At 53.7% G+C, this 19,456-nt stretch carries 17 protein-coding genes; 8 read left to right on the top strand and 9 right to left on the bottom strand.

What is annotated here, in order from left to right; translation table 11 throughout:
- Window positions 1-29 precede the first annotated feature (29 nt).
- Entirely contained in the window at window positions 30-3,539 is a 3,510-nt protein-coding gene (locus Q8902_01590) for a T9SS type A sorting domain-containing protein (protein ID MDP4198245.1), read from the top strand.
- On the opposite strand, the gene Q8902_01585 is transcribed toward Q8902_01590, so the two are convergent.
- Together Q8902_01585 and Q8902_01580 are read right to left on the bottom strand one after the other, a co-directional pair.
- Window positions 3,519-4,334 carry a hypothetical protein gene (locus Q8902_01585; protein MDP4198244.1) on the bottom strand — a complete coding sequence of 272 codons (816 nt, stop codon included), beginning with the start codon at window positions 4,332-4,334 and terminating at the stop codon, window positions 3,519-3,521. The genes Q8902_01590 and Q8902_01585 overlap by 21 nt on opposite strands.
- A 122-nt stretch (window positions 4,335-4,456) precedes the next feature.
- Window positions 4,457-4,990 carry a tetratricopeptide repeat protein gene (locus Q8902_01580; protein MDP4198243.1) on the bottom strand — a complete coding sequence of 178 codons (534 nt, stop codon included), beginning with the start codon at window positions 4,988-4,990 and terminating at the stop codon, window positions 4,457-4,459.
- 420 nt (window positions 4,991-5,410) lie between these two features.
- Between Q8902_01580 and Q8902_01575 the strand changes: the two genes are divergently transcribed.
- A complete protein-coding gene (locus Q8902_01575) occupies window positions 5,411-6,592 on the top strand; it encodes a DegT/DnrJ/EryC1/StrS family aminotransferase (protein ID MDP4198242.1) in 1,182 nt (393 codons plus the stop codon).
- 35 nt (window positions 6,593-6,627) lie between these two features.
- Here the strand turns inward: Q8902_01575 and ispE are convergent, their stop codons facing one another.
- The 7 genes from ispE to Q8902_01540 all read right to left on the bottom strand — a co-directional run bounded on the left by ispE (window position 6,628) and on the right by Q8902_01540 (window position 11,287).
- Window positions 6,628-7,464: a 4-(cytidine 5'-diphospho)-2-C-methyl-D-erythritol kinase gene (gene ispE / locus Q8902_01570; GenBank protein MDP4198241.1), complete on the bottom strand. Its 837-nt coding sequence runs from the start codon at window positions 7,462-7,464 to the stop codon at window positions 6,628-6,630.
- Entirely contained in the window at window positions 7,461-7,895 is a 435-nt protein-coding gene (locus tag Q8902_01565; protein MDP4198240.1) for a ribonuclease P protein component, read from the bottom strand. Before Q8902_01565 ends, ispE begins: the two co-directional genes overlap by 4 nt.
- A gap of 100 nt (window positions 7,896-7,995) precedes the next feature.
- Window positions 7,996-8,148 carry a 50S ribosomal protein L34 gene (rpmH, locus tag Q8902_01560; protein ID MDP4198239.1) on the bottom strand — a complete coding sequence of 51 codons (153 nt, stop codon included), beginning with the start codon at window positions 8,146-8,148 and terminating at the stop codon, window positions 7,996-7,998.
- Window positions 8,149-8,184: 36 nt separating this feature from the next.
- Complete coding sequence (locus Q8902_01555) at window positions 8,185-8,997, bottom strand: AAA family ATPase (GenBank protein ID MDP4198238.1); 813 nt, start codon at window positions 8,995-8,997, stop codon at window positions 8,185-8,187.
- 79 nt (window positions 8,998-9,076) lie between these two features.
- Window positions 9,077-9,640 (bottom strand): NUDIX hydrolase, encoded by a 564-nt coding sequence (locus Q8902_01550; GenBank protein MDP4198237.1) that lies wholly within the window; start codon window positions 9,638-9,640, stop codon window positions 9,077-9,079.
- On the bottom strand, window positions 9,637-10,635 hold the full coding sequence (locus Q8902_01545) for an inorganic phosphate transporter (GenBank protein MDP4198236.1): 999 nt from the start codon (window positions 10,633-10,635) through the stop codon (window positions 9,637-9,639). The genes Q8902_01550 and Q8902_01545 overlap by 4 nt, the downstream gene beginning before the upstream one ends.
- A 4-nt stretch (window positions 10,636-10,639) precedes the next feature.
- On the bottom strand, window positions 10,640-11,287 hold the full coding sequence (locus tag Q8902_01540; GenBank protein ID MDP4198235.1) for a DUF47 family protein: 648 nt from the start codon (window positions 11,285-11,287) through the stop codon (window positions 10,640-10,642).
- Window positions 11,288-11,599: 312 nt separating this feature from the next.
- On the opposite strand from Q8902_01540, the gene Q8902_01535 reads away from it, so the two are divergent.
- The 6 genes from Q8902_01535 to Q8902_01510 all read left to right on the top strand — a co-directional run bounded on the left by Q8902_01535 (window position 11,600) and on the right by Q8902_01510 (window position 19,440).
- Window positions 11,600-12,091: a hypothetical protein gene (locus Q8902_01535; protein MDP4198234.1), complete on the top strand. Its 492-nt coding sequence runs from the start codon at window positions 11,600-11,602 to the stop codon at window positions 12,089-12,091.
- Window positions 12,092-12,208: 117 nt separating this feature from the next.
- Window positions 12,209-13,528, top strand: a complete 1,320-nt coding sequence (locus Q8902_01530; protein ID MDP4198233.1) for a TolC family protein — start codon at window positions 12,209-12,211, stop codon at window positions 13,526-13,528.
- A gap of 5 nt (window positions 13,529-13,533) precedes the next feature.
- On the top strand, window positions 13,534-14,649 hold the full coding sequence (locus Q8902_01525; protein ID MDP4198232.1) for an efflux RND transporter periplasmic adaptor subunit: 1,116 nt from the start codon (window positions 13,534-13,536) through the stop codon (window positions 14,647-14,649).
- 2 nt (window positions 14,650-14,651) lie between these two features.
- Window positions 14,652-17,759, top strand: coding sequence for a CusA/CzcA family heavy metal efflux RND transporter (locus Q8902_01520; protein ID MDP4198231.1), 3,108 nt, complete (start codon window positions 14,652-14,654; stop codon window positions 17,757-17,759).
- Window positions 17,756-18,409 carry a hypothetical protein gene (locus tag Q8902_01515; protein MDP4198230.1) on the top strand — a complete coding sequence of 218 codons (654 nt, stop codon included), beginning with the start codon at window positions 17,756-17,758 and terminating at the stop codon, window positions 18,407-18,409. Before Q8902_01520 ends, Q8902_01515 begins: the two co-directional genes overlap by 4 nt.
- Window positions 18,409-19,440 carry a DUF2279 domain-containing protein gene (locus Q8902_01510; protein ID MDP4198229.1) on the top strand — a complete coding sequence of 344 codons (1,032 nt, stop codon included), beginning with the start codon at window positions 18,409-18,411 and terminating at the stop codon, window positions 19,438-19,440. The genes Q8902_01515 and Q8902_01510 overlap by 1 nt, the downstream gene beginning before the upstream one ends.
- Window positions 19,441-19,456: the final 16 nt, after the last annotated feature.

Genomic DNA, 19,456 nt, shown 5'->3' with positions numbered 1-19,456 from the left:
GCTGGGCTTCGCGATTAGAGGGCAGTAACATGAGTACTCAAATACAAACTCGGTGGACGGGTCTCATTTTCTCGATTGTGCTCCTCCTATTGAGTTGCAGCGGTGCACCCGTGTATGCTCAACACTGGCAACATCTGTCTCTTCCTACGATGTGGAGTGGTCCTGGAGGGGTATTTTTCCTAAACGAGGACTATGGCTTTGTTTTTCAAGGTTGGGGTCACGGGAATCCTCGACAAATGTTCTATCGGACCAGGAACGGCTGCCGCACCTGGGATAGTGTTTTGGTGCCGTGCCCTAACAGTTCCGAAAATGGACCGAATGCAGAGCTGTTCTTCCTATCGCCATCTCACCTACTGCTACCGGTCCCAGCAAGTGTAGGGCATGCGTCGATCGGCGAGGGAATATATGAAAGTCTCGACAGCGGGTCTACTTGGAGACGGATTACACCGGATTCAGTCGGATGCGAATGGGCCTACGGCAGTGGTGACACGGTGCTTGCTTCAATTTGGGCATACAACGACGGGCATGGTGGCAGTGACGGCAGTACGACCGTGTATCGTCGAAGTACGAATGATGGCGTAACATGGACTGACACGTATCCCGGTGTTGGCGGTCAACCGAGGAACGGTATTCTTGGCAGCCGGTCCGGAGTCCTTTCGATTGTTGATTTGCAGACAGGCGCTAGTGTCGGCACGGGTATGACGGCAGTGTCCACGAATGCAGGTAGTTCCTGGCGGCGAGGATCGGCAACAAATCCAGTTAACATGGACAGCCGGTTTTTGTGCTGGATGAAGCCGAATTCGTCCACGATATTCCTGGCTCAGAATCTCTTCAAGAACTTCACCGTAACGGGCGCAATTATCTGGCGGTCTACGGATTACGGTCTTACGTTTCAGCAGGTCGATTCGATTGGGGGGCATGGTCTTGGAGCTGAAATCGAGGGCGTCGCCGGCAATGACTGCGCTCCCGTTTACATTGAGAACGACGAAGGTGTAACTGGTTTTGTGAGGACGACGGATGCTGGCGCGACTTGGCAGAACATCATGTCCCCAACGACCAATTACTGGGTTCATAGCTATTCGGTCATTGGTCGCGGCGCCATCGTATATGCTCTTGCGGCGGACGGCATGCTTTGGAAAACAACCGACGGAGGGGATGGGCTGCTCAACTCCTCCGTCCTGCCTTTGATCACGACGAACTTCTCGAAGTCAAATAGTGATACCATCACGACCACGCTTTGTGACAGCCTTTCACTCGAGTTTATTGCTTCGTTTGCTGGCTGCGACCGCGTCTGGATCGACTCTGCGTCGATCGATAGTATCGCGCCTAACCGCTATTATACAGTACTCACGAATCGCGCGTTGACGAATGGGTCATCACCCGATACGGCACGGCTATACGTGATTGCGGAGAAAGCAGGCACGTATCCGATCACGGTTCACGGGCGCCTTCGACGCGAAGATTGGAAGGATGAAGACACGTCCATCCACTTGATTCTTAATGTGCTTCCCAATCCCGGCATCCTCAATATCGTCAGTAACCGGCTGCATGACTTCGGTACGCAGAGCTTATGCCATCCGGTATCGGTAAGAGACTCATTCTCACTTTCTGCGCATGGCTGCCAGCAGGTGGTGGTGGATTCCATCGTTCTTCATCCAATTACAGGAGCGGTTCAGGATTTCTCTTTCAAGGCGGTCAGGAATATTATCCCGCCGGATAGTGGCGCGGCCGTTTTTCCAATCACCTACAAACCGTCCACCGCTCAGACCGATAGCGGCCTGATCGTGATCTATTATTTCGATGGCGAGCGGCATCAGACTGATACAATCATCGTCCGAGGTGCCGGAGTTGCAGATTCTCGCACCTTTGTGCTTCTCTCGAATTCGATTTCAAGTGCGATGTGCGACTCCACTCAGTGCATCGTCACAATCCGGAATCCAGCGTGCGGTGCCCTGGAGGTGGACTCCGTTTCGCTGCCAGCCGGTATTGAACTCCTGAGCCGTCTGCCCATCGTACTAAACCCTGGTGACAGCAGCTCACTCCAAGTTCGTGTTCTACCAGGTACAGAAGGAAGCCCTTTAGCGGCGTTGCACCTCGGTGACACAACGCTGCTCGTAACGTTACATGCGAGGTATGGGCCGAATGGCTTTGATACAATCATGGCGTTACAGATTCACATCGGACGCGGGAATCCATTGTCTGCGATCAGTCCGGTGGTGCTCGACTTTGATACAGTGACCACATGTGAAACGCGAACGCGTTCTGTTGCTCTTGCGAGTGTCGGTTGTGACACGCTATCGAATATTGTATGCCGATTAGGGAGTGGGGACAAGTTTTCGATTACGCAATCGCCATCGACCCCAATCCCGACGGGTTTTGATGATAGTATCTCACTATCATTCCACTCGGACATTCCGAACGGCCTGAGCAGAGATACTCTCTTCATTACGACAAATGCTGGTACGAAAACGATACCACTTTCAGCGTTCACTGTGAGCGGAAGTGTTGCCCTCGGCCTTACAGATACAGCGTTTACATTTTCTCCCGTAATCGCTGCATGTGGCGTTGATAGTCTGCTGATCGGACTGACCAATGGAAGCTGCAGAGCAATCATACTTGACTCGTTAGTCGGCATAGTAGCGCCGTTTGAACGGGTGCCATTTGGTGGTGATACAATTCCTTCGCAAGGGACTGATTCTCTTCGAGTGCGTTATCGGCCGGAATTAGCAGGCAATGCTTTTAGTCATGGTCGATTGTATTTCCATGGTCAGAATGGCGTGGAGCACGACACATCCATTGCGCTGTACGCAACTGCACTGAACCCTCCTTCCTTGGAGGTTTATCTCAAAGCTCAGGCGTTGACGGCGGGACCGACTGGCACTGTCGAGGTTCCCGTATATGCTTTGGCCACAGGTAATCTGCTGCCAGTTGGAGTGCGCGCTGTCAACTTTCGGCTGAATCTACGCACCGATCTTCTTACGCCCGTTTTGGTAAGCTATCTCGGTGGCGCGAATCAACCGATCTCGCAATTCGATTTCACGGGCATTGACCTCTCGGTTCCGATACCAACGAATTACGATCCGGTAGCGGAGTCGGAGCTTGCCCGAGTGACATGTAAGGTATTCGTAACAGATACGATGGGCACGAGTATCTATCTCACGGACTCCTCGCTATCCTCACGGAACTCCTGTATCGCGTTCTCGTCTGAGCCAGCATCTGTCAGCTTCACGCTTGACCCAGGCTGCGGTGATTCGCTCTTGACACATTTTATTTCGAAGCGGTCCTTCGAGCTTCAGAGTATCAGTCCAAATCCGGCGAGAGGAACGATGAAGATCTTGATTGCGGGCTACGCGCAACAGTCTGGATTTCAATTGGAATTGTTCGATGCCCTGGGAAGAAGAGTTCAGGGCGAGCAGATTGCGCGAATATTGAATGGCGAATTGACAATCGATGTATCCACCTTGCCTATCGGGTTCTATTGTCTTCGCCTGTCGCAAGGTCGTCAAAGAATTTCGAAGTTAATCGAGGTCCTTCGATGAGCTTGATACGCGGGTTAGAATCACAACCCGTTCATTCACGCTTAGTAATTGCACGCCGTTTTCCAGTTCTCGGAGAGGCTCGCGTAGCTTTCGGTGACCGAAGATAATGACCGGGGGCGAGCTGGTGCCCACAGCAAGTTGCGAAAGTCCCGAAAAGAACGGATCGAAGCGTTCAGGATTATCGTGCATGACAAGGATGTCCAGTTGCGCGCCAAACTGCCGATGGAACATCGCCGTAAATGCCGCTTCGGAGTGGCGCATCGGAAGTTTGGTCGAGTGACCGATTATTCCCCCGATTCCGTCGATCTTCAGGCCACAACTCCGGCGATCCTCATCATGCAAAAGATGCAGGTTCGGGTAACCGTCTCGTAACGTCAGTCTGAAATCGTCGTGATTGCCAGCAACGCCCACCACATGTCCGAATGCCGATGCGAATGCTTGCCACACCTCATCCGCGTATCCAAAGCCACCGCGCCCGCCGAGATTTAGTTCAGTGTAAAAATCCCCTGCGAGAACCGCCAAAGTCTTCTGCGGATTTGCATACTCATGGAGTTCAAAATACTGCCGCAGGCTCGAAGCGACGTGAACCCCCGACAGGATATTTTGCTTCGATGCAGGCGAGGAATGTACTCCCTGTAAGTCAGAGGTACAGACGATCGCTTCAATTCCCTCAGGCAACCCGCTTGCACGGCATTCGAACACCGGGTACTCATGATCGCGGACGACATTATCGTTGTCCAATTTCCGATACGGGATCAAGCAGATTGGCTCGGGATTGAATTGTTCGATACGCATTTTCCGCGGATGAAGAAGAACATCACCGGTTGGAATCGTTTCGGTTTTGGAGAATAAATAAGAGGCCGGGCACCCTGTGCCCGGCCTCATGCAAACTCTCTCCAGAGACCCTGCTGAAGCGATTAGTTCAATAGTGCTTGCAACCTGTAAAATGCGTCCTTGGCTAACGTGTAATTCGGTTCGAGATCGAGCGAGCTTTTGTACTCGTGCAGTGCTTCGAACCACAGGCCACGACGTTCCAAAATCCGTCCGTAATTATAATGCGGAAAGTGGGGAGTGGCGTAGCGAGTCGCCTTCATGGCAAGCTCGAGATACGGAATTGCCGCGTCGAGCTCACCTTGCTGGATCATGTAAGCCCCGATATCATTATAGGGGTTGCCGAAATCCGGATCGATTTCGATCGCCTTTCGGCACTCGCCAATCGCTGACTCGTAATCGCCTAAAAAGCTGAACGCCCAGCCTAAGAACGTGTGCGCTTCGGCCGTCGGCATGACCTCGATGGATTTCTTATAGCTTTCGATGGCCTCATTCAGATGTCCCGACATTTGAAGCCGGTAGGCTCGCTGCAGGAATTCCTGAGCACGCTCCTTCAGCACCGCGTCGTCGTGGTCATCCGGGCCGGTGCCGGCAGAACCGGCTGTATTTGGCTGTCTCATAATAATACTCCTTACTACTGTTTCGATAATCAGGCCTCAATGTTTCGTCTTCGCTTCCGCGATCGATTCGGTGATAAGAATCTGTTCTATTCTCGCCATAACTTTAGGTACGGGTATCATTTACTACGAAAACAGTGCCAAGACTAAAACATGCGGCTTGCACCCCGTTTTGGCCGTTTTTGAGTTGTCGGCATCGCGGCAGTTCAGTCAGGCTCTGCCACTCCGTCGCGCTCATCCGCCAATTCATGTGTATTCGCTGCCTCTGGTAATAGGACACTTCAATCAGCCAAAGGTAACAGTGAATAATAGGTTACTTTTGAAACATCCCACGATAAGAGCACAGGCAGTGGAATTAGCGATGGAATCAGAATCGCTCAATAATCATGAAGCACAAATGCGCGCCAGGGCGTTGTATTGGCCATGAAAGTTGAATTCTACAAGCACCCACTTGGGGATGATGAAATTGACAGTCTGACCGATGTCATCCATTCGACGTTTTTGACCACGGGTCCGAGAACCCGGGAGTTCGAAGCGCAATTCGCCAGGTACTTGCGCGCTGAGCATGCTGTCGGCGTAACAAGTTGGACCATGGGCGGTTTTATCGCACTCAAAACCCTCGGGATCGGCCCTGGCGATGAGGTCATCACTACGCCGATGACCTTCATGGCCACCGCGAATATTATCATCGAGTGCGGAGCCAAGCCCGTCTTCGTCGATGTCGAGCCGGAAACCGGGAATATTTCGTGCGATGAAATCGAAAAGGCAATCACACCCCGAACTCGGGCAATCTTGCCGGTGCACCTCTACGGGCAAATGTGCGACATGCGGCGAATGTCCGAGATCGCGCGGAAGCACAAACTCGCAATCATTGAGGACTGCGCGCATTCCGTCGAAAGCGAACGCGACGGCGTTCGACCGGGCGAGCTCTCCGACATGGCGGTCTTCAGCTTTTACGCGACAAAAAACCTCGCATCAGGCGAAGGCGGTGCGATCACGACTAATAACCAGGACCTATATGAAAAACTCATGGTGCTTCGCCAGCACGGCATGAACAAATCTGCTGCGGACCGCTACTCAGCGCGGTTTAAGCACTACGACATGGAGACGCTTGGCTATAAGTGCAACATGTTCGATATTCAGGCGGCCATGCTGTTGCCTCAGCTCCCGCGACTTGCTGAACGGCTCGAACGGCGCGAAGCGATCTGCACGAGATATGCCGAAGGCTTTCGCAATGCCGAAGGCATTTCATTCCCAAGTGTCCTACCCGGTTCGGTGCATGGCCGGCATCTCTTCACGATTTGGGTCGATCCATTAATTCGCGATGAAGTTCTGAATGATCTGCAAGACCGTGGGATTGGTGTGGCAGTGAATTTCCGCTCGATCAATCGACTGACCTATTACAGGACCCAGTTGGCATTACCCGAAGGATCATTCCCTGTCGCAGAACGGATTGGCGACTCGACGATCACTCTGCCACTCTATACCAAGCTGAAAGAAGAAGAGATCGATTACGTCATCGAGCAGACGATTGAGTCAGTAAACCAGATCATGTCATTGCGAGTCGCAACAACGGAGCGACGAAGCAATCTCGCGCAGGTTTGACAGATAGGGATTGCTTCGCTTCGCTCGCAATGACCCTATGAGAGGAACACAAGTAAGTCATCCGCTTCAAACCATCGCTTCGCGTCTTCAGCAACGGAGACATCTTCGAAGAGCCCAAAGATAGCCGAGCCGGACCCGCTCATAAGCGCGAGATCTGCGCCTCGGTCGAGCAGCGATTGTTTTATTGATGAGAGCTTGGGATACTGTTGAAAGACAGTTGCTTCGAAGTCGTTTCGCAGATGGTCTTGAAGATCACTCAAATCCACGGCGCCATCAAACAAATCGGCAAAGTTCGTGGCGATAGGAGTCAATGGCAAGCGCAGACCGGCGTATGCCTCGCGAGTCGAGACATGGATCGCTGGGTCGAGGACGATGAGGACCGCAGCATGGAGATCGAAATCGATCGGAGTGAGTTGCTCTCCGATGCCAGTCGCGACAGCCGCTTTTGCGCCGGTGAAGAAGAACGGGACATCGGCACCAATCGAGGCCGTAAGCTCCGCCGGTACTGAAATACCATTCGAGAACTCGGATAAGATACTCAACATCGTCGCCGCGTCGCTGGAACCGCCTCCAAGCCCTGCGCCCATCGGGATTCGTTTTTCGAGATGGACTTCTATCGATGGCAATTCCAAACCAAACTGGTCCGCAAATCTGTGCGCCGCGCGATACATCAGGTTGCCTTCACCAACGAGAGAAGGGTCGGAACAAGTGATGCGGAAGAACTCTGCATCGCTCACCGTGATAACATCATGCGGCTCTAATGTGCGATAGAAGACGGTGTTGATCTCATGGTATCCATCCGGCCGCCTCGAAAGAATCTCCAAACCGAGATTGATCTTCGACGGCACAATGTATTCGCGGAGGCCTGTCATGCGGTCGGCCCCTTCATCGAACGATAAGAAAGATATTCGGCTATTCGCTCGACATCGCTGACCACCATCCGCCAACTTACTTCCGGAAGCGGTTTCGATATTCGCATCATGATGAGAATTTGCTTTTCGCGCTCTTTCGCGCTCAATTCCAACGTTACAAATTCCGGGATTTCGGTCACGGCGGCTCGGAGCCATCGCTTAACGTGGTTGCGGTCGTGCGCGCGCCGATACGATCGCTTGGTGGCAAGGACGAGAAATCGGATCGAGGCTTCGCCTTCGGGAAGCGGCCGCTCCGCCCAGGAACACTCGACGACTTGCAGTTTCGCGGACCGGATCCACTTTCGGTTTGCAAAAAACCAGTCGAGTAATTTCGTACCCCGCACCGTGTGATCGCGATCGAGCGAAAGTCGCGGTCTCATTGGCGGATTCATGCGGCCAGCAACAAAAAGCACCCGAAGGACATTCGGGTGCTTCGAAAATCAGGATCGAGGCCACAATGGGCAATCCGGAGCGGATGAATATCCGCCAGGATTAACCCTTCCGCTCGTCAGAGACGGTCAATTTATGCCGGCCTTTGGCGCGACGGGAAGCGAGGACGCGGCGTCCATTCTTGGTCGCCATGCGTGAACGGAAACCGTGCTTGTTGGCGCGCTTGCGGCGACTGGGTTGGTAGGTGCGTTTCATATCGGCGCGGGTAACAGGAACGGCGGCAAGAATGGTTCAGACCGCCGAGGGGGCCGAATTGACCGGCGGCTTTCGTTTCGCGAATTTTGGGTTCCGCTTCACGATCTCTCCTGCCAAATCGAGGTACTGTTTACTTCCCGTCGATGCCGCGTCGTAAAGCACCACAGGCTGTCCAAAGCTCGGCGCTTCCGAAAGACGGACGTTCCGATGGACCAGTGTAGTAAATACCTTTTCGCCAAAATACTTTTGAACTTCTGCGACCACCTGATTCGAAAGTCGCAGCCGGCTGTCATACATCGTCAGCAGCACGCCTTCGATATCCATCTTGGGGTTCAGGTGCCGCTTCACGATATTGATCGTATTCAGGAGCTGCCCCAGACCTTCCAGCGCATAATATTCGCATTGGACCGGAATAAGAACACTATCGGAGGCTACAAGCGCATTCAGCGTCAGCAGACTCAGCGAGGGTGGACAGTCAATAATTATGACTTCGTATTGATCTCGAATGTCCGCGAGCGCCTTCTCCATGATGTGCTCGCGGTCCGCCGCCTCGATGAGTTCGACTTCGGCGCCAACGAGATTGATATGCGACGGCAGAAGATCAAGATTCGGGACGATGGTCGATATGATCGCGTCTTTCGGGTCCAGATGATTCACGAGGACTTCGTAAATCGTCTTCGAAAGTGATTTCGATTCAACGCCGAGCCCGCTTGTGGCATTCGCCTGTGCATCGATATCGATAAGCAGCGTCCGATACTCGCCCACCGCGAGTGAAGAAGCGAGATTGACCGCCGTCGTTGTTTTTCCGACGCCGCCCTTCTGATTTGCGATAGTTATGATCTTGCCCACGCTTCGCGAGTAACGAGTGGATGAGTAATGAGTGCCTGCCACTAAACACTCGATTCTCATTCCTCGTTACTTCTGTCGATCACAATCCGGCAAGCTTCATCCAGTAGAGAGCGGCGATGACGAGCGAGTGCTGGATTTCGCCTGATGTAATCAGCTTCTCGATCTCGGAGCGAGGGACAAGCCGGACGCGAATGTGCTCATGCTCATCGAAGTGCGTTTCGCCGGTAGGCCGGACGTTCGTTACAAGATAGGTGAAGCACTTGTTGCGAATAAATGCGGGATTAGGAATGACTTCGCCAATGCGCCGGAATTCGCTTTTCTCGGAAATCTGGTATCCGGTTTCTTCCACCAGTTCGCGAAGAATGGAGTCGTCCGGCTGCTCGTTCTCGCCGATAATTCCGCCGGGAATTTCCAGTTCGACCCGCTCGCTCCCTTGCCGGAATTGCTCGATCAAGACGAGTTCGTCGTTCTCTGTGATTGCAACAACATTTGCCCAATTCGGCGCATGGACGATAAAGAAGTAACCGTGCTTTCCGGTGCCTTCTTCTTCGCGACGATGTTCTTCGAGTGTGAGAAATGGGTTTTCAGCGACGACCGTTTTAGTGGTGGTCCTCCAATGCGGGATTGATTTCTTCTTGGTCATGGAGTCGTCCAGCCGAGCGCAGCCAGAGCGTAATAGGTTAAGGCGGCAATACCGGCGCTGGCCGGAATAGTAAGAACCCACGCCCAGATGATGCGTGTGGCGACACCCCAGCGGACCGCCGATAGACGACGAAGCGATCCAACCCCGACAATCGCGCCGGTAATCGTGTGCGTAGTGGACACCGGCACTCCAAGAGAAGACGCGCTGAACAGCGTTACCGCGCTGGCAAGCTCCGCGGCAAACCCACCAATGGGTTTCAGTTGTGTGATCCGCATGCCCATGGTGCGGACGATACGCCAGCCCCCTGAGAGCGTGCCTAGTGCCATCGCAAGATACGCTCCGATGATGACATACGTCGGGATTTCAAACTTCGGAATGAGATGGTTCGCAAAGAGCAGACCGGCCACGATCCCCATCGTCTTTTGGGAATCGTTCGTGCCATGACCCAGCGAATAGGCGGCGGCGGATACAAGCTGACCGTGTCGAAACCAGCGATCGACCCCCATCGGGGATTTCGCGCGTGAGAGCCAGGTCACAAGCAGAAAGATAAAGAACCCGAGAATCATACCGACCATCGGAGCGAGCACGATCCATAAAATCGTCTTGGTCCATCCTGATAGAATGATGACACCAAATGTTCCGGCTTTTGCGATGGCCGCGCCCGCATATGCTCCAACGAGTGCATGTGATGAGCTGGTTGGCAGGCCGAGCCACCATGTGATCAGATCCCAGAAAATCGCCCCGAGCAGCGCGGCGAGCACGACGTATGTCGTAACAACGCTGATATCGACCATGCCCGAACCGACCGTCTTCGCAACAGCCGTTCCGAACCCAAAGACGGCGACAAAATTGAAGAACGCGGCCCAAAGCACCGCTTGCAGTGGCGTGAGCACTCGTGTCGAGACAACGGTCGCGATCGAATTCGCCGCGTCATGAAAGCCGTTGAAGAAGTCGAAGATGAACGCGATCGCGACAACGATGATAATAAGAGTCATGTCGCTATGCGTACTTTACTACCACACCCTCGATCAGATTCGCGACGTGCTCGCACTTATCGATCGCTTCTTCGATATCCGAAAGGATCTCCTTCAGCTTGATAAGCTGAATCGGGTCGGTGATACTCTTGAAGAGGCGTGCGATTGCGTTGTGGTAGATATCATCACCGGCGTTCTCGCAAGTGTTCACGTGCTCGCAAGCCCGCAAAATCACTTCGACATTCTTCATGTCGCCCAGCAGCGGAACGGCAATTGCAAGGTCCTCCACAGCGTGCAACAGCGTGTCGGTCAGGTCGCGAAATTCCGGCGGGAATTCGGTCACCTCATATAGGATGACGCGGATCGCCACGTCTTCCATGAGATCGAGAATGTCGTCAATCTCCGCAGCCAGGCTATGGATGTCCTCACGATCGATCGGAGTCACAAACGTGCGCGAAAGATCGGCGAAGATATCGTGTGTGATTTGATCGCCCCGATGCTCGGCATCTTCGATCCGAGCCACCAAAATTTTGCGGTCCGCCGTCGATTTCGCGTCCAGCAATTTCCGCAGGTCAGAGGCGGCTTCTTGAATATTGGCGATATTGCTCGTAAACAGCCTAAAATACTGGTTCTCCTGGGGGAGGAGCTTGCGGACGAAGGATGAAAAACCCATGGAGCTGAATTAATTACGAATGACGAATTACGAATTATCCCACAGCCTGGGCCATTCCTAATTCTCGGACGCTCTTATACTGGCAAAATTACGACTGTTTCGCGACTGACCTGTAACAAATTCATATTTCCGAAGTTGTTTCCTCTGAGCGGACTTCTCAATTCGTTCGACAAAGCGGGCCGTTCACTTCTGATTCGTGCTTCGGGCGCCCCTTTCGTTCAATTTTCGATCAAGCTCAGGTCGAACCATGTACAGCCCCGCGATCGGGCCAACGGAACTTCATTCCGAGAGGCCAGGGTTCATCCGTTGGTTATGATTGGCGCCTTTCGACACATTGCATTAGGTGGCAGCACGCGAAAGCTTACCGGCTTTCAGCGCGTGGCTGCACAACTGGCACGCGTTGTCTCAATCATTACCGTCCTCGTCTTCTTTGCCGACACCATCAATGCGGACATTCTGTACGCTGCGATCAAGGGTGATGTCCGATTCGATGATAACCCTCTAATCCTCGACTCAGCAACAGATGGGACAGGCGTGATCCCCGCCTCGCTTGTGCCCCATACCAACTACTTCGCGCTCGCGAAGTATGATGGTGGCGCGAAGCAAATCTCGCGACATATCATCCCGCGATTCCACGGCACGACGATCATCGAAGATGCCGATAGCCCATCGGTCCTCGATGGCGCGACAACGGCAACGCTGACGTTCTCGTGTTTTCAGTACGATCCAACTCTCAAGATCGATCAGGCGAGCGCCACACCAATGCTCGATCGGACGATCACCTATAGCCGACTGCTGATTTAGCAGCGCATCATCATTGGCAGTGGCCGCCTTATCGGCTCTGCACAGAATGCGCAACTTAAACAACGCATCGGATTTCATTCGATGCGGCAATTTAATCTATACTATGCTAAATCGGCAATGCCATATCCTATTCGTTCTCGAACTCCACGGGAGGCCCTGGCGGCGTGCGCGCTGCTCGCGTCGCTCCTATCCTGCGTAGCACGCGGCCAGACTTCACTCGGTGACACACTTGTCCTAAGTCTATCCGATGCGCGCCAGATCGCGCTTGAGCGGAGCACGGCTCTCGCGGCAGCGCGGTACCGACTGCATGCCGCAGAAGCGGACACCATCGGCGCGCATCTGTTGCCCAATCCGCTTCTTTCCGTCAATGCCACCAGTGTCGACGTGCTTCACGGGCCGCCGAATTTCACAGGTGCATCGACGTCGTACCGTCTGGACCAAACATTCCCGATTGCTGGCCAACGAGGCAACCGCGTTCTGACAGCTCGCGCATCGACCGAGGCCGCGCGCGAAAGCTTCGACTATCAGGTCTTTCAAACGAATGCAACAATACGGGATAGCTACATCGATGCCGCATACGCGCAAATCAATATCGATCTCGCCCGGCAGAATTACGATTTGTTTGCGAAGTTGATCGCAGCGGCGAACGCGCGGCTCCACGCCGGCGACATTGCCGAGGAAGACGTGACGAAGCTGGAGTTAACCGAGCTGACGTATCGCCAGACGCTGAACGATGCCCGGCAAAACTTGCTCGATGCGATCAATTCCCTCAAGCAAGCCATTGGGCTGGATACCAATGCGCCGATCGCGGTGAAGTACGACTTTCAGAGTATCGCTCGCGACGCCTCCGAGACGTCTATTTCCAGAGACTCGCTCGAGCGCGTCGCGCTTGCACGTCGTGCGGATCTCAGTGCTACAGAATACACTGTACAGGCCGCCCAGCATCAGATCGCACTTGCCCGTTCTAACGCATGGCCAACTCCTGACATCGGGCTTGAACTCGATCGCTCGGGGCCAGACTTCCCCAACCTGTTTGGCGGTGGGATCGGCATTGCTATTCCGCTCTTCAGCCGCAATCAGGATGAGATCTACCGAGCCGAATCGAACGAACGCGCAGCGGAATATGACTACGAAACTGCGCGACTCGGTGTGCGGACCGATCTGGCAACCGCATACGAGAAGTATAACAATTCACTTGATCTGTTTCGCGGACTCTCTCCCGACATCCTGAAAATGGCAACGGATGTGCGGGACCACGCAATGCAGAATTACACCTCGGGCCGTATCGGACTGCTCGATCTCCTCTCGTCGGAACAGGTCTATCATGATGCCATGGCGAGCTATTATGGCGCGCTCTATACACTAGCCAGGAATCTGTCGCTGCTGGAACGGGCAGTCGGCGTGGATTCCGAAGACACACAAATATTTAAGAGGTAATTAGAATGCGTACAACCACTTATCCTATTGTTTTGCTTGCCGGAATCCTGGCTGCATGCTCAGCCAAAGCGCCGGCACCGACGGAAGAATCAAAGGCGACAACAGACGTCATCTCTACAAGCATGAAGATGTCGAGCCAACTTCCTCTGGTTGTGGCCGAGACAGAGCCGACTACGATCAGCACATTGCTCTCAGGTCGAGTAGACTTCGATCCGAATGCTGTTACACATGTATACCCATTGGTAAGCGGGGTCGTCAGCCACATCTATGTGATGCAGGGGGATCGGGTCGCAAAGGGCCAGGTTCTGGCGGATGTCTATAGCAGCGAGTTCGCAAGTGCAGTCTCCGATTTCCAAAAGGCGCGCGCCGCACTGACTCTCGCCAAGAAGGGACATGCTCGCGAGCAAGAACTTCTGGCTTCGAAGGTCGCATCACAACATGACGTTCAGCAAGCGGAGAACGAGGAGGCGCAGGCAAAGGCCGATTTCGACCGAAGCCTCGAGGCATTAAAGCTCCTCGGTGGAAATGAACGCTCGACGAACATGACGTTCCAGATCACGGCTCCTATCGCCGGCACAGTCGTCGAGCGCACGGTCCAGCCGGGCTCACAAATGCGAAGCGATGGCTCCTCGCTTGCCTTCACCATCGGAAGCACCCAAAGTATTTGGATCACGCTCGATGCTTATCCGGAGAACTTGCGCATGTTGCACGTTGGTGATTCCGTTGTGCTGAAAGCGGCGGGGCTGGAAGACCATCCGTTCATCTCGCATATCGAATACATCTCGCCGACTGTCGATCCAACGACATTCACCACGAAGGTCCGCTGCACGCTGCCGAACTCTGGCGGATTGCTGAAACCGGCGATGTTTGTCGGTGCAACCGCTTATCATCCGGATGGTCCCGGACTATTTATTCCCGCGGCCGCAGCATTCTACGATAGTGACGGCAAGGTTTATGTTTTTGTCAAGGCGGGCATGCGCGCCTTTCGAAAGCGGCAGATTCATGCTGGTCAGGTTCAACCGGACCGCATTCAGGTAGTGGACGGTCTCAATGCGGGAGATACAGTGGTCGCAGATAACGCGCTGTTTCTCAACGATGAACTTCAGGCGGACCAGAAATAGATATGCTTAAGAAACTCGTAGAACTTGCCCTTCGCGAACGGCTCGTCGTGTATTTCACGACAGTCCTCCTCATCGTCGCCGGGATCTATTCGTTTACGCAGCTACCGATCGAGGCGTATCCCGATCTTACGAACACGCGTGTACAGGTCATCACGCAATGGCCCGGTCGAAGCGCGGAAGAAATGGAAAAGTTTGTCACAGTCCCCACCGAGACCGAGATGAACGGCATTCCCCACTTGCAAAATCTTCGGTCGATCTCGCTCTTCGGGCTGTCGGTCGTGACGCTCACGTTCGATGATGTAGCGGATGAATTCTTTGCTCGAACAAACGTCACCGAGAAGTTGCAGGACGTGCAACTGCCGGATGGCGTCACGCCACAACTATCGCCCCAGAGTGGCCCGACTGGTGAGATCTATCGCTACACGCTTCAAAGCAAAACGCGCTCCGCGATGGAGCTAAAAACCATTGAAGACTGGGTGCTCGAGCGGCAGTTTAAGACTGTCGAAGGCGTGACGGATGTATCGAGCTTCGGAGGGCCGACGAAGCAGTATGAAATCGCTATCGATCCGCAAAAGCTGGCATACTATGGCGTCAGCCTGAAGCAGGTATCAGAGGCGCTCCAGTCCAACAATTCTAACGCCGGCGGCTCGCTGATCGAGCAGGGCAATCAGGGCTATGTATTTCGCGGTGTTGGACTGCTCGCTGGCGTCAATGATATTGCGAATGCGGTTGTCACTACGCTGAATGGCACCCCGCTTAAAATCGCACAACTGGGCGACGTCCGAATCGGTCACGCGGTTCGCCTTGGGAAGATCGAGACACCGAACGATGACGATGCCGTGGAAGGAATCGTGTTGATGCGGCGTGGGGAGAATGCGTCGCTGGTAATCGAGCGGGTCGAGGAAAAAGTCCGACAATTGAACTCTACGATCCTTCCAAAGGACGTGAAAATCGTCCCCTACTATGATCGTGCGGATCTGGTCGGCGTGACCACCCATACCGTTCTGCACAATCTCGTTGTCGGCATGTTGCTCGTGATCGTTGTGCTGTTCGTGTTTCTTGGTAACGTGCGGAGCGCGTTCATTGCCGCTCTCATCGTTCCGCTCTCGCTCTTATTCGCATTCGTGCTGATGTACTGGCGCGGGATGTCCGCAAATTTGCTTTCGCTGGGCGCGATTGACTTTGGTGTTATCATTGATGGCGCGGTGATTATGGTCGAGGCCATCTTTGCACGGCTGGCGCTCAAGCATGTCACGGGTGAATCAAGCCGTGAAGATTTGATCCAGTCCACAGCGGTCGAGATGAGCAAGCCAATCTTCTTCTCCATTGTGATTATCATCGCCGCCATGCTCCCGATCTTCTCGTTTCAGCAGATCGAGGGCCGCATGTTCTCACCGCTTGCATATACGCTTGGCTTCGCACTCATTGGTGCGATGCTACTCAGCCTAACATTGGTGCCGGTTCTCGCGCACGACCTCCTCAAGGGCGACCTGCATGAGAAGAGTCCCATCTTTGACTACTTGAATCGCATCTATGTCAGGTTACTTGATGCATCACTCCGGAAGGGCAAAACAATCTTTGGTATTTCCATCGCTGTGCTTGCGGTGAGTCTTTATCTCAGTCAATTTCTCGGTACTGAGTTCCTACCACATTTGAATGAAGGCGCGCTGTGGGTCCGGGCAACAATGCCGATCAGCGTGAGCCCATCGACTGCCGATTCTACCGCCAGACGTATTCAGAAAGTACTCCTGAAGTACGATGAGGTAAAAAATGTCGTGTTGCAGGTCGGCAGGCCCGATGATGGCACGGACGCGACCGGCTTTTTTAATTCCGAGTTCTTCGTCGATTTGAAGCCGGAAGATCAGTGGAAAAAGCATTCCTCCAAGGATGCGCTGATCGCCGACATGAACCAGCAATTCGCGGCGTTTCCGGGCATCGACTTCAATTTCTCGCAACCGATCTCGGACAACGTGGAAGAGGCCGTAACCGGTGTGAAGGGAGAATTAGCCGTAAAGATCTTTGGACCCGATCTTGCCATACTTGAAAAGAAGGCGGAGGAGGTGCGAGATGTGCTCACGCACACGAATGGCATTGCTGATGTCGGAGTGTTTACGGAACTTGGCCAGCCAACTCTTCAGGTCGCGGTGGATCGCATCAAAGCAGGACAATATGGAGTCAACGTCAGCGACGTGCAGGATTTGATCGAGTCTGCGATCGGCGGACACGTCGCAACCCAATTCTATGAAGGCGAGAAGCACTTCGACGTCGTGGTCCGGTTGGCGCCACAATTTCGCGATGCGCCGGAGAAGATTGGTGCGATGCTGGTTTCCACTTCCAACGGTGCAAAGATTCCACTGTCTGCTGTGGCACACATCGGCGTGTTTCCGGGTGCAGCCTTTATCTATCGCGAATCGAACGAACGATATATCGCAATCAAGTTTGGTGTCCGCGGTCGCGACATGGGCGGCGCTGTCGATGAAGCACGTGAGAAAGTCGAGAAGCAGGTGAAATTTCCCGCCGGGACATTCGCCGTGTGGGGCGGTGAGTTCGAAAGTCAGCAGCGAGCGATGAAACGCCTCGCCATCGTCGTGCCGCTAAGCCTGCTGTTAATCCTTGTCTTGCTCTATACCACGTTCGACTCCTGGGGCTATGCACTGCTAAGCCTTGCAAATGTCCCATTCGTAACGATCGGCGGCATTCTCGGATTGCTCATTGCGGGGCTGCACTTTTCGGTCTCCGCTGGCATTGGCTTTATCGCCCTGTTTGGCGTGAGCATTATGAATGGGGTGGTGCTGCTTACCTATGTGAAGCATCACCGGCCGGAATTTCATAATATCGACGATCTTCTGCGGCATACGTGCACCAGCCGCGTTCGGCCAATCGTGATGGTTGCAGTGCTCGCGATGATCGGCCTCATGCCGGCCGCGCTTTCTTCCGGTATCGGGTCAGAGACCCAAAAACCGCTCGCCGTGGTGATTGTCAGCGGATTGTTACTCACGGCAGCGATTAATTTGATTCTCCTGCCAATCATGTTCAAATTGTTCCGTGTCGACCGGTACGAAATTAATGACCAGAGCCCGGTGGAACAGGGTATGGCTTCCGCAAGTTGATGCGCATTCAATCGCTTACTCCTGTCACGATGCTTTCATTTCTCGATCGATCGACTCCTGGACGGTCCCGCGCGCGAAAACGCCTGGTGGCGGCCATGGTTCTTATTCTGGTCGAGATGCTTGGCGTCCCTGGAAGAAGTCCGGCGCAAACAGGCGCACATTTACAAGATGCCTGGGGTGTCCGCCTTGGGGTGCTGGCCGTTCCGGAATATCCCGGTGCGCATCCACTCCTTCAGCCATTCTATGAATCCAGAACCTCGGATCTTGGCGGACTGACAGCAATCGTGGATCTTACGCTCGCATTCACGACTTTTGCGAAAATCGAATTTCCGAATTACAACGCAAACGATCAGTTGCTTGACTATGGGTTTCACGGTGGAGTGCGATACACTTTTACGAGCCTGGGCACGGTGACACCGTTTGGCACGGCCGGACTTGGCCTCGATGTATATCCGGATCCGATTTGGCCTGATACGATCGGCCATGTTTCAGCAAGTTTCCCAATAACGTTCGGGGCACTGTATGACCTGTCACATACGGCTCAACTCGAAGTTGCGTTGATAGCACGACCACAATGGTACTTTCGTCAGGGATGGAGTTTTGCCTATGCCTTGAGTGTCGGTGGACGGTTCTTAACCTTTTCCGAATAATGGACAGAACCTTCATCCAATATGTACTCGTGGCACTCCTGCTATTGCCATCAATCGCGGCTGCGCAGACAGCCCGCGATTCATCTCGTGCCTCAACATTCAGCGACACACTGCTCGCCCATCATCACACAACGAAAGCCGATTTCGATCAACCAGTCCCAATGCTTCGTCCTGCAACACCGGGCGTGAATTGGACCAGAGTTGGCATCGCCGGCGGCGGCCTGGCCGCTACGATCACGGCACTGCATATCTACCAACTCAACGCGTGGTGGAATGCCGATCGCGCGCCGTTTCACGTGATTGAAGATCCTTCCTATCAAGCCAATTTCGACAAAGCCGGCCATATCTTTGGAGCGTATTATAGCTCGTACTTCTTCAGCGAAGCATATCGATGGGCAGGGATGGACAGTGCTCAATCCGCGATCATGGGTGCATTTTCCGGCGCACTGTGGGAGCTCTACGTCGAGATCGAGGATGGCTTTGCTCGTTCATGGGGGTTTTCTCGGGGTGACGCCAAGTCCGATATGCTTGGAGCTTCATTCTTTTTGCTTAATGAGCGCGTACCCTTTCTCAAGGATTTTCGCGTGAAGTGGTTCTATTCTCCGACTACCAAGCTCACCGAGAATCATCCGGATATTCCGGGACAATCGGTAACCTTTATCGAGGACTATGGCGGCCAGACCTATTACCTGCGCGCCGATGTCCATCACATGCTGCCCGAAAGCTTGAAGCCATACTGGCCGAGCTGGCTCAATCTTGCCGGAGCGATCAGCGGATATCATATTAATGCGCCGGACTTCAACGAGCGGCAAAAGGCATGGTACATCTCGCTCGATTACGATATGGACAAGCTTATCCCTGAGTCTTCGATCGGCATTCTGAACTTTGTTCGGCGTGCCCTGGGATATTGGCATTTTCCCGCACCAGCCTTCCGAATCTCACCCGACCCGCATTTCTTTCTCACATTTCCGATCAGCATCTCCTTCGATCATGGTCTTCACATCGGTGCGGAGCCATCACTCGGAGGATGATTCTGGAAATAGCTGC

It is taken from the genome of Bacteroidota bacterium (genome assembly GCA_030706745.1).
Classification (GTDB): Bacteria; Bacteroidota; Ignavibacteria; order Palsa-1295; family Palsa-1295; genus PALSA-1295.
The sequence above is the reverse complement of the archived record's forward strand: the minus strand, read 5'-3'. Positions and strand labels throughout refer to the sequence as shown.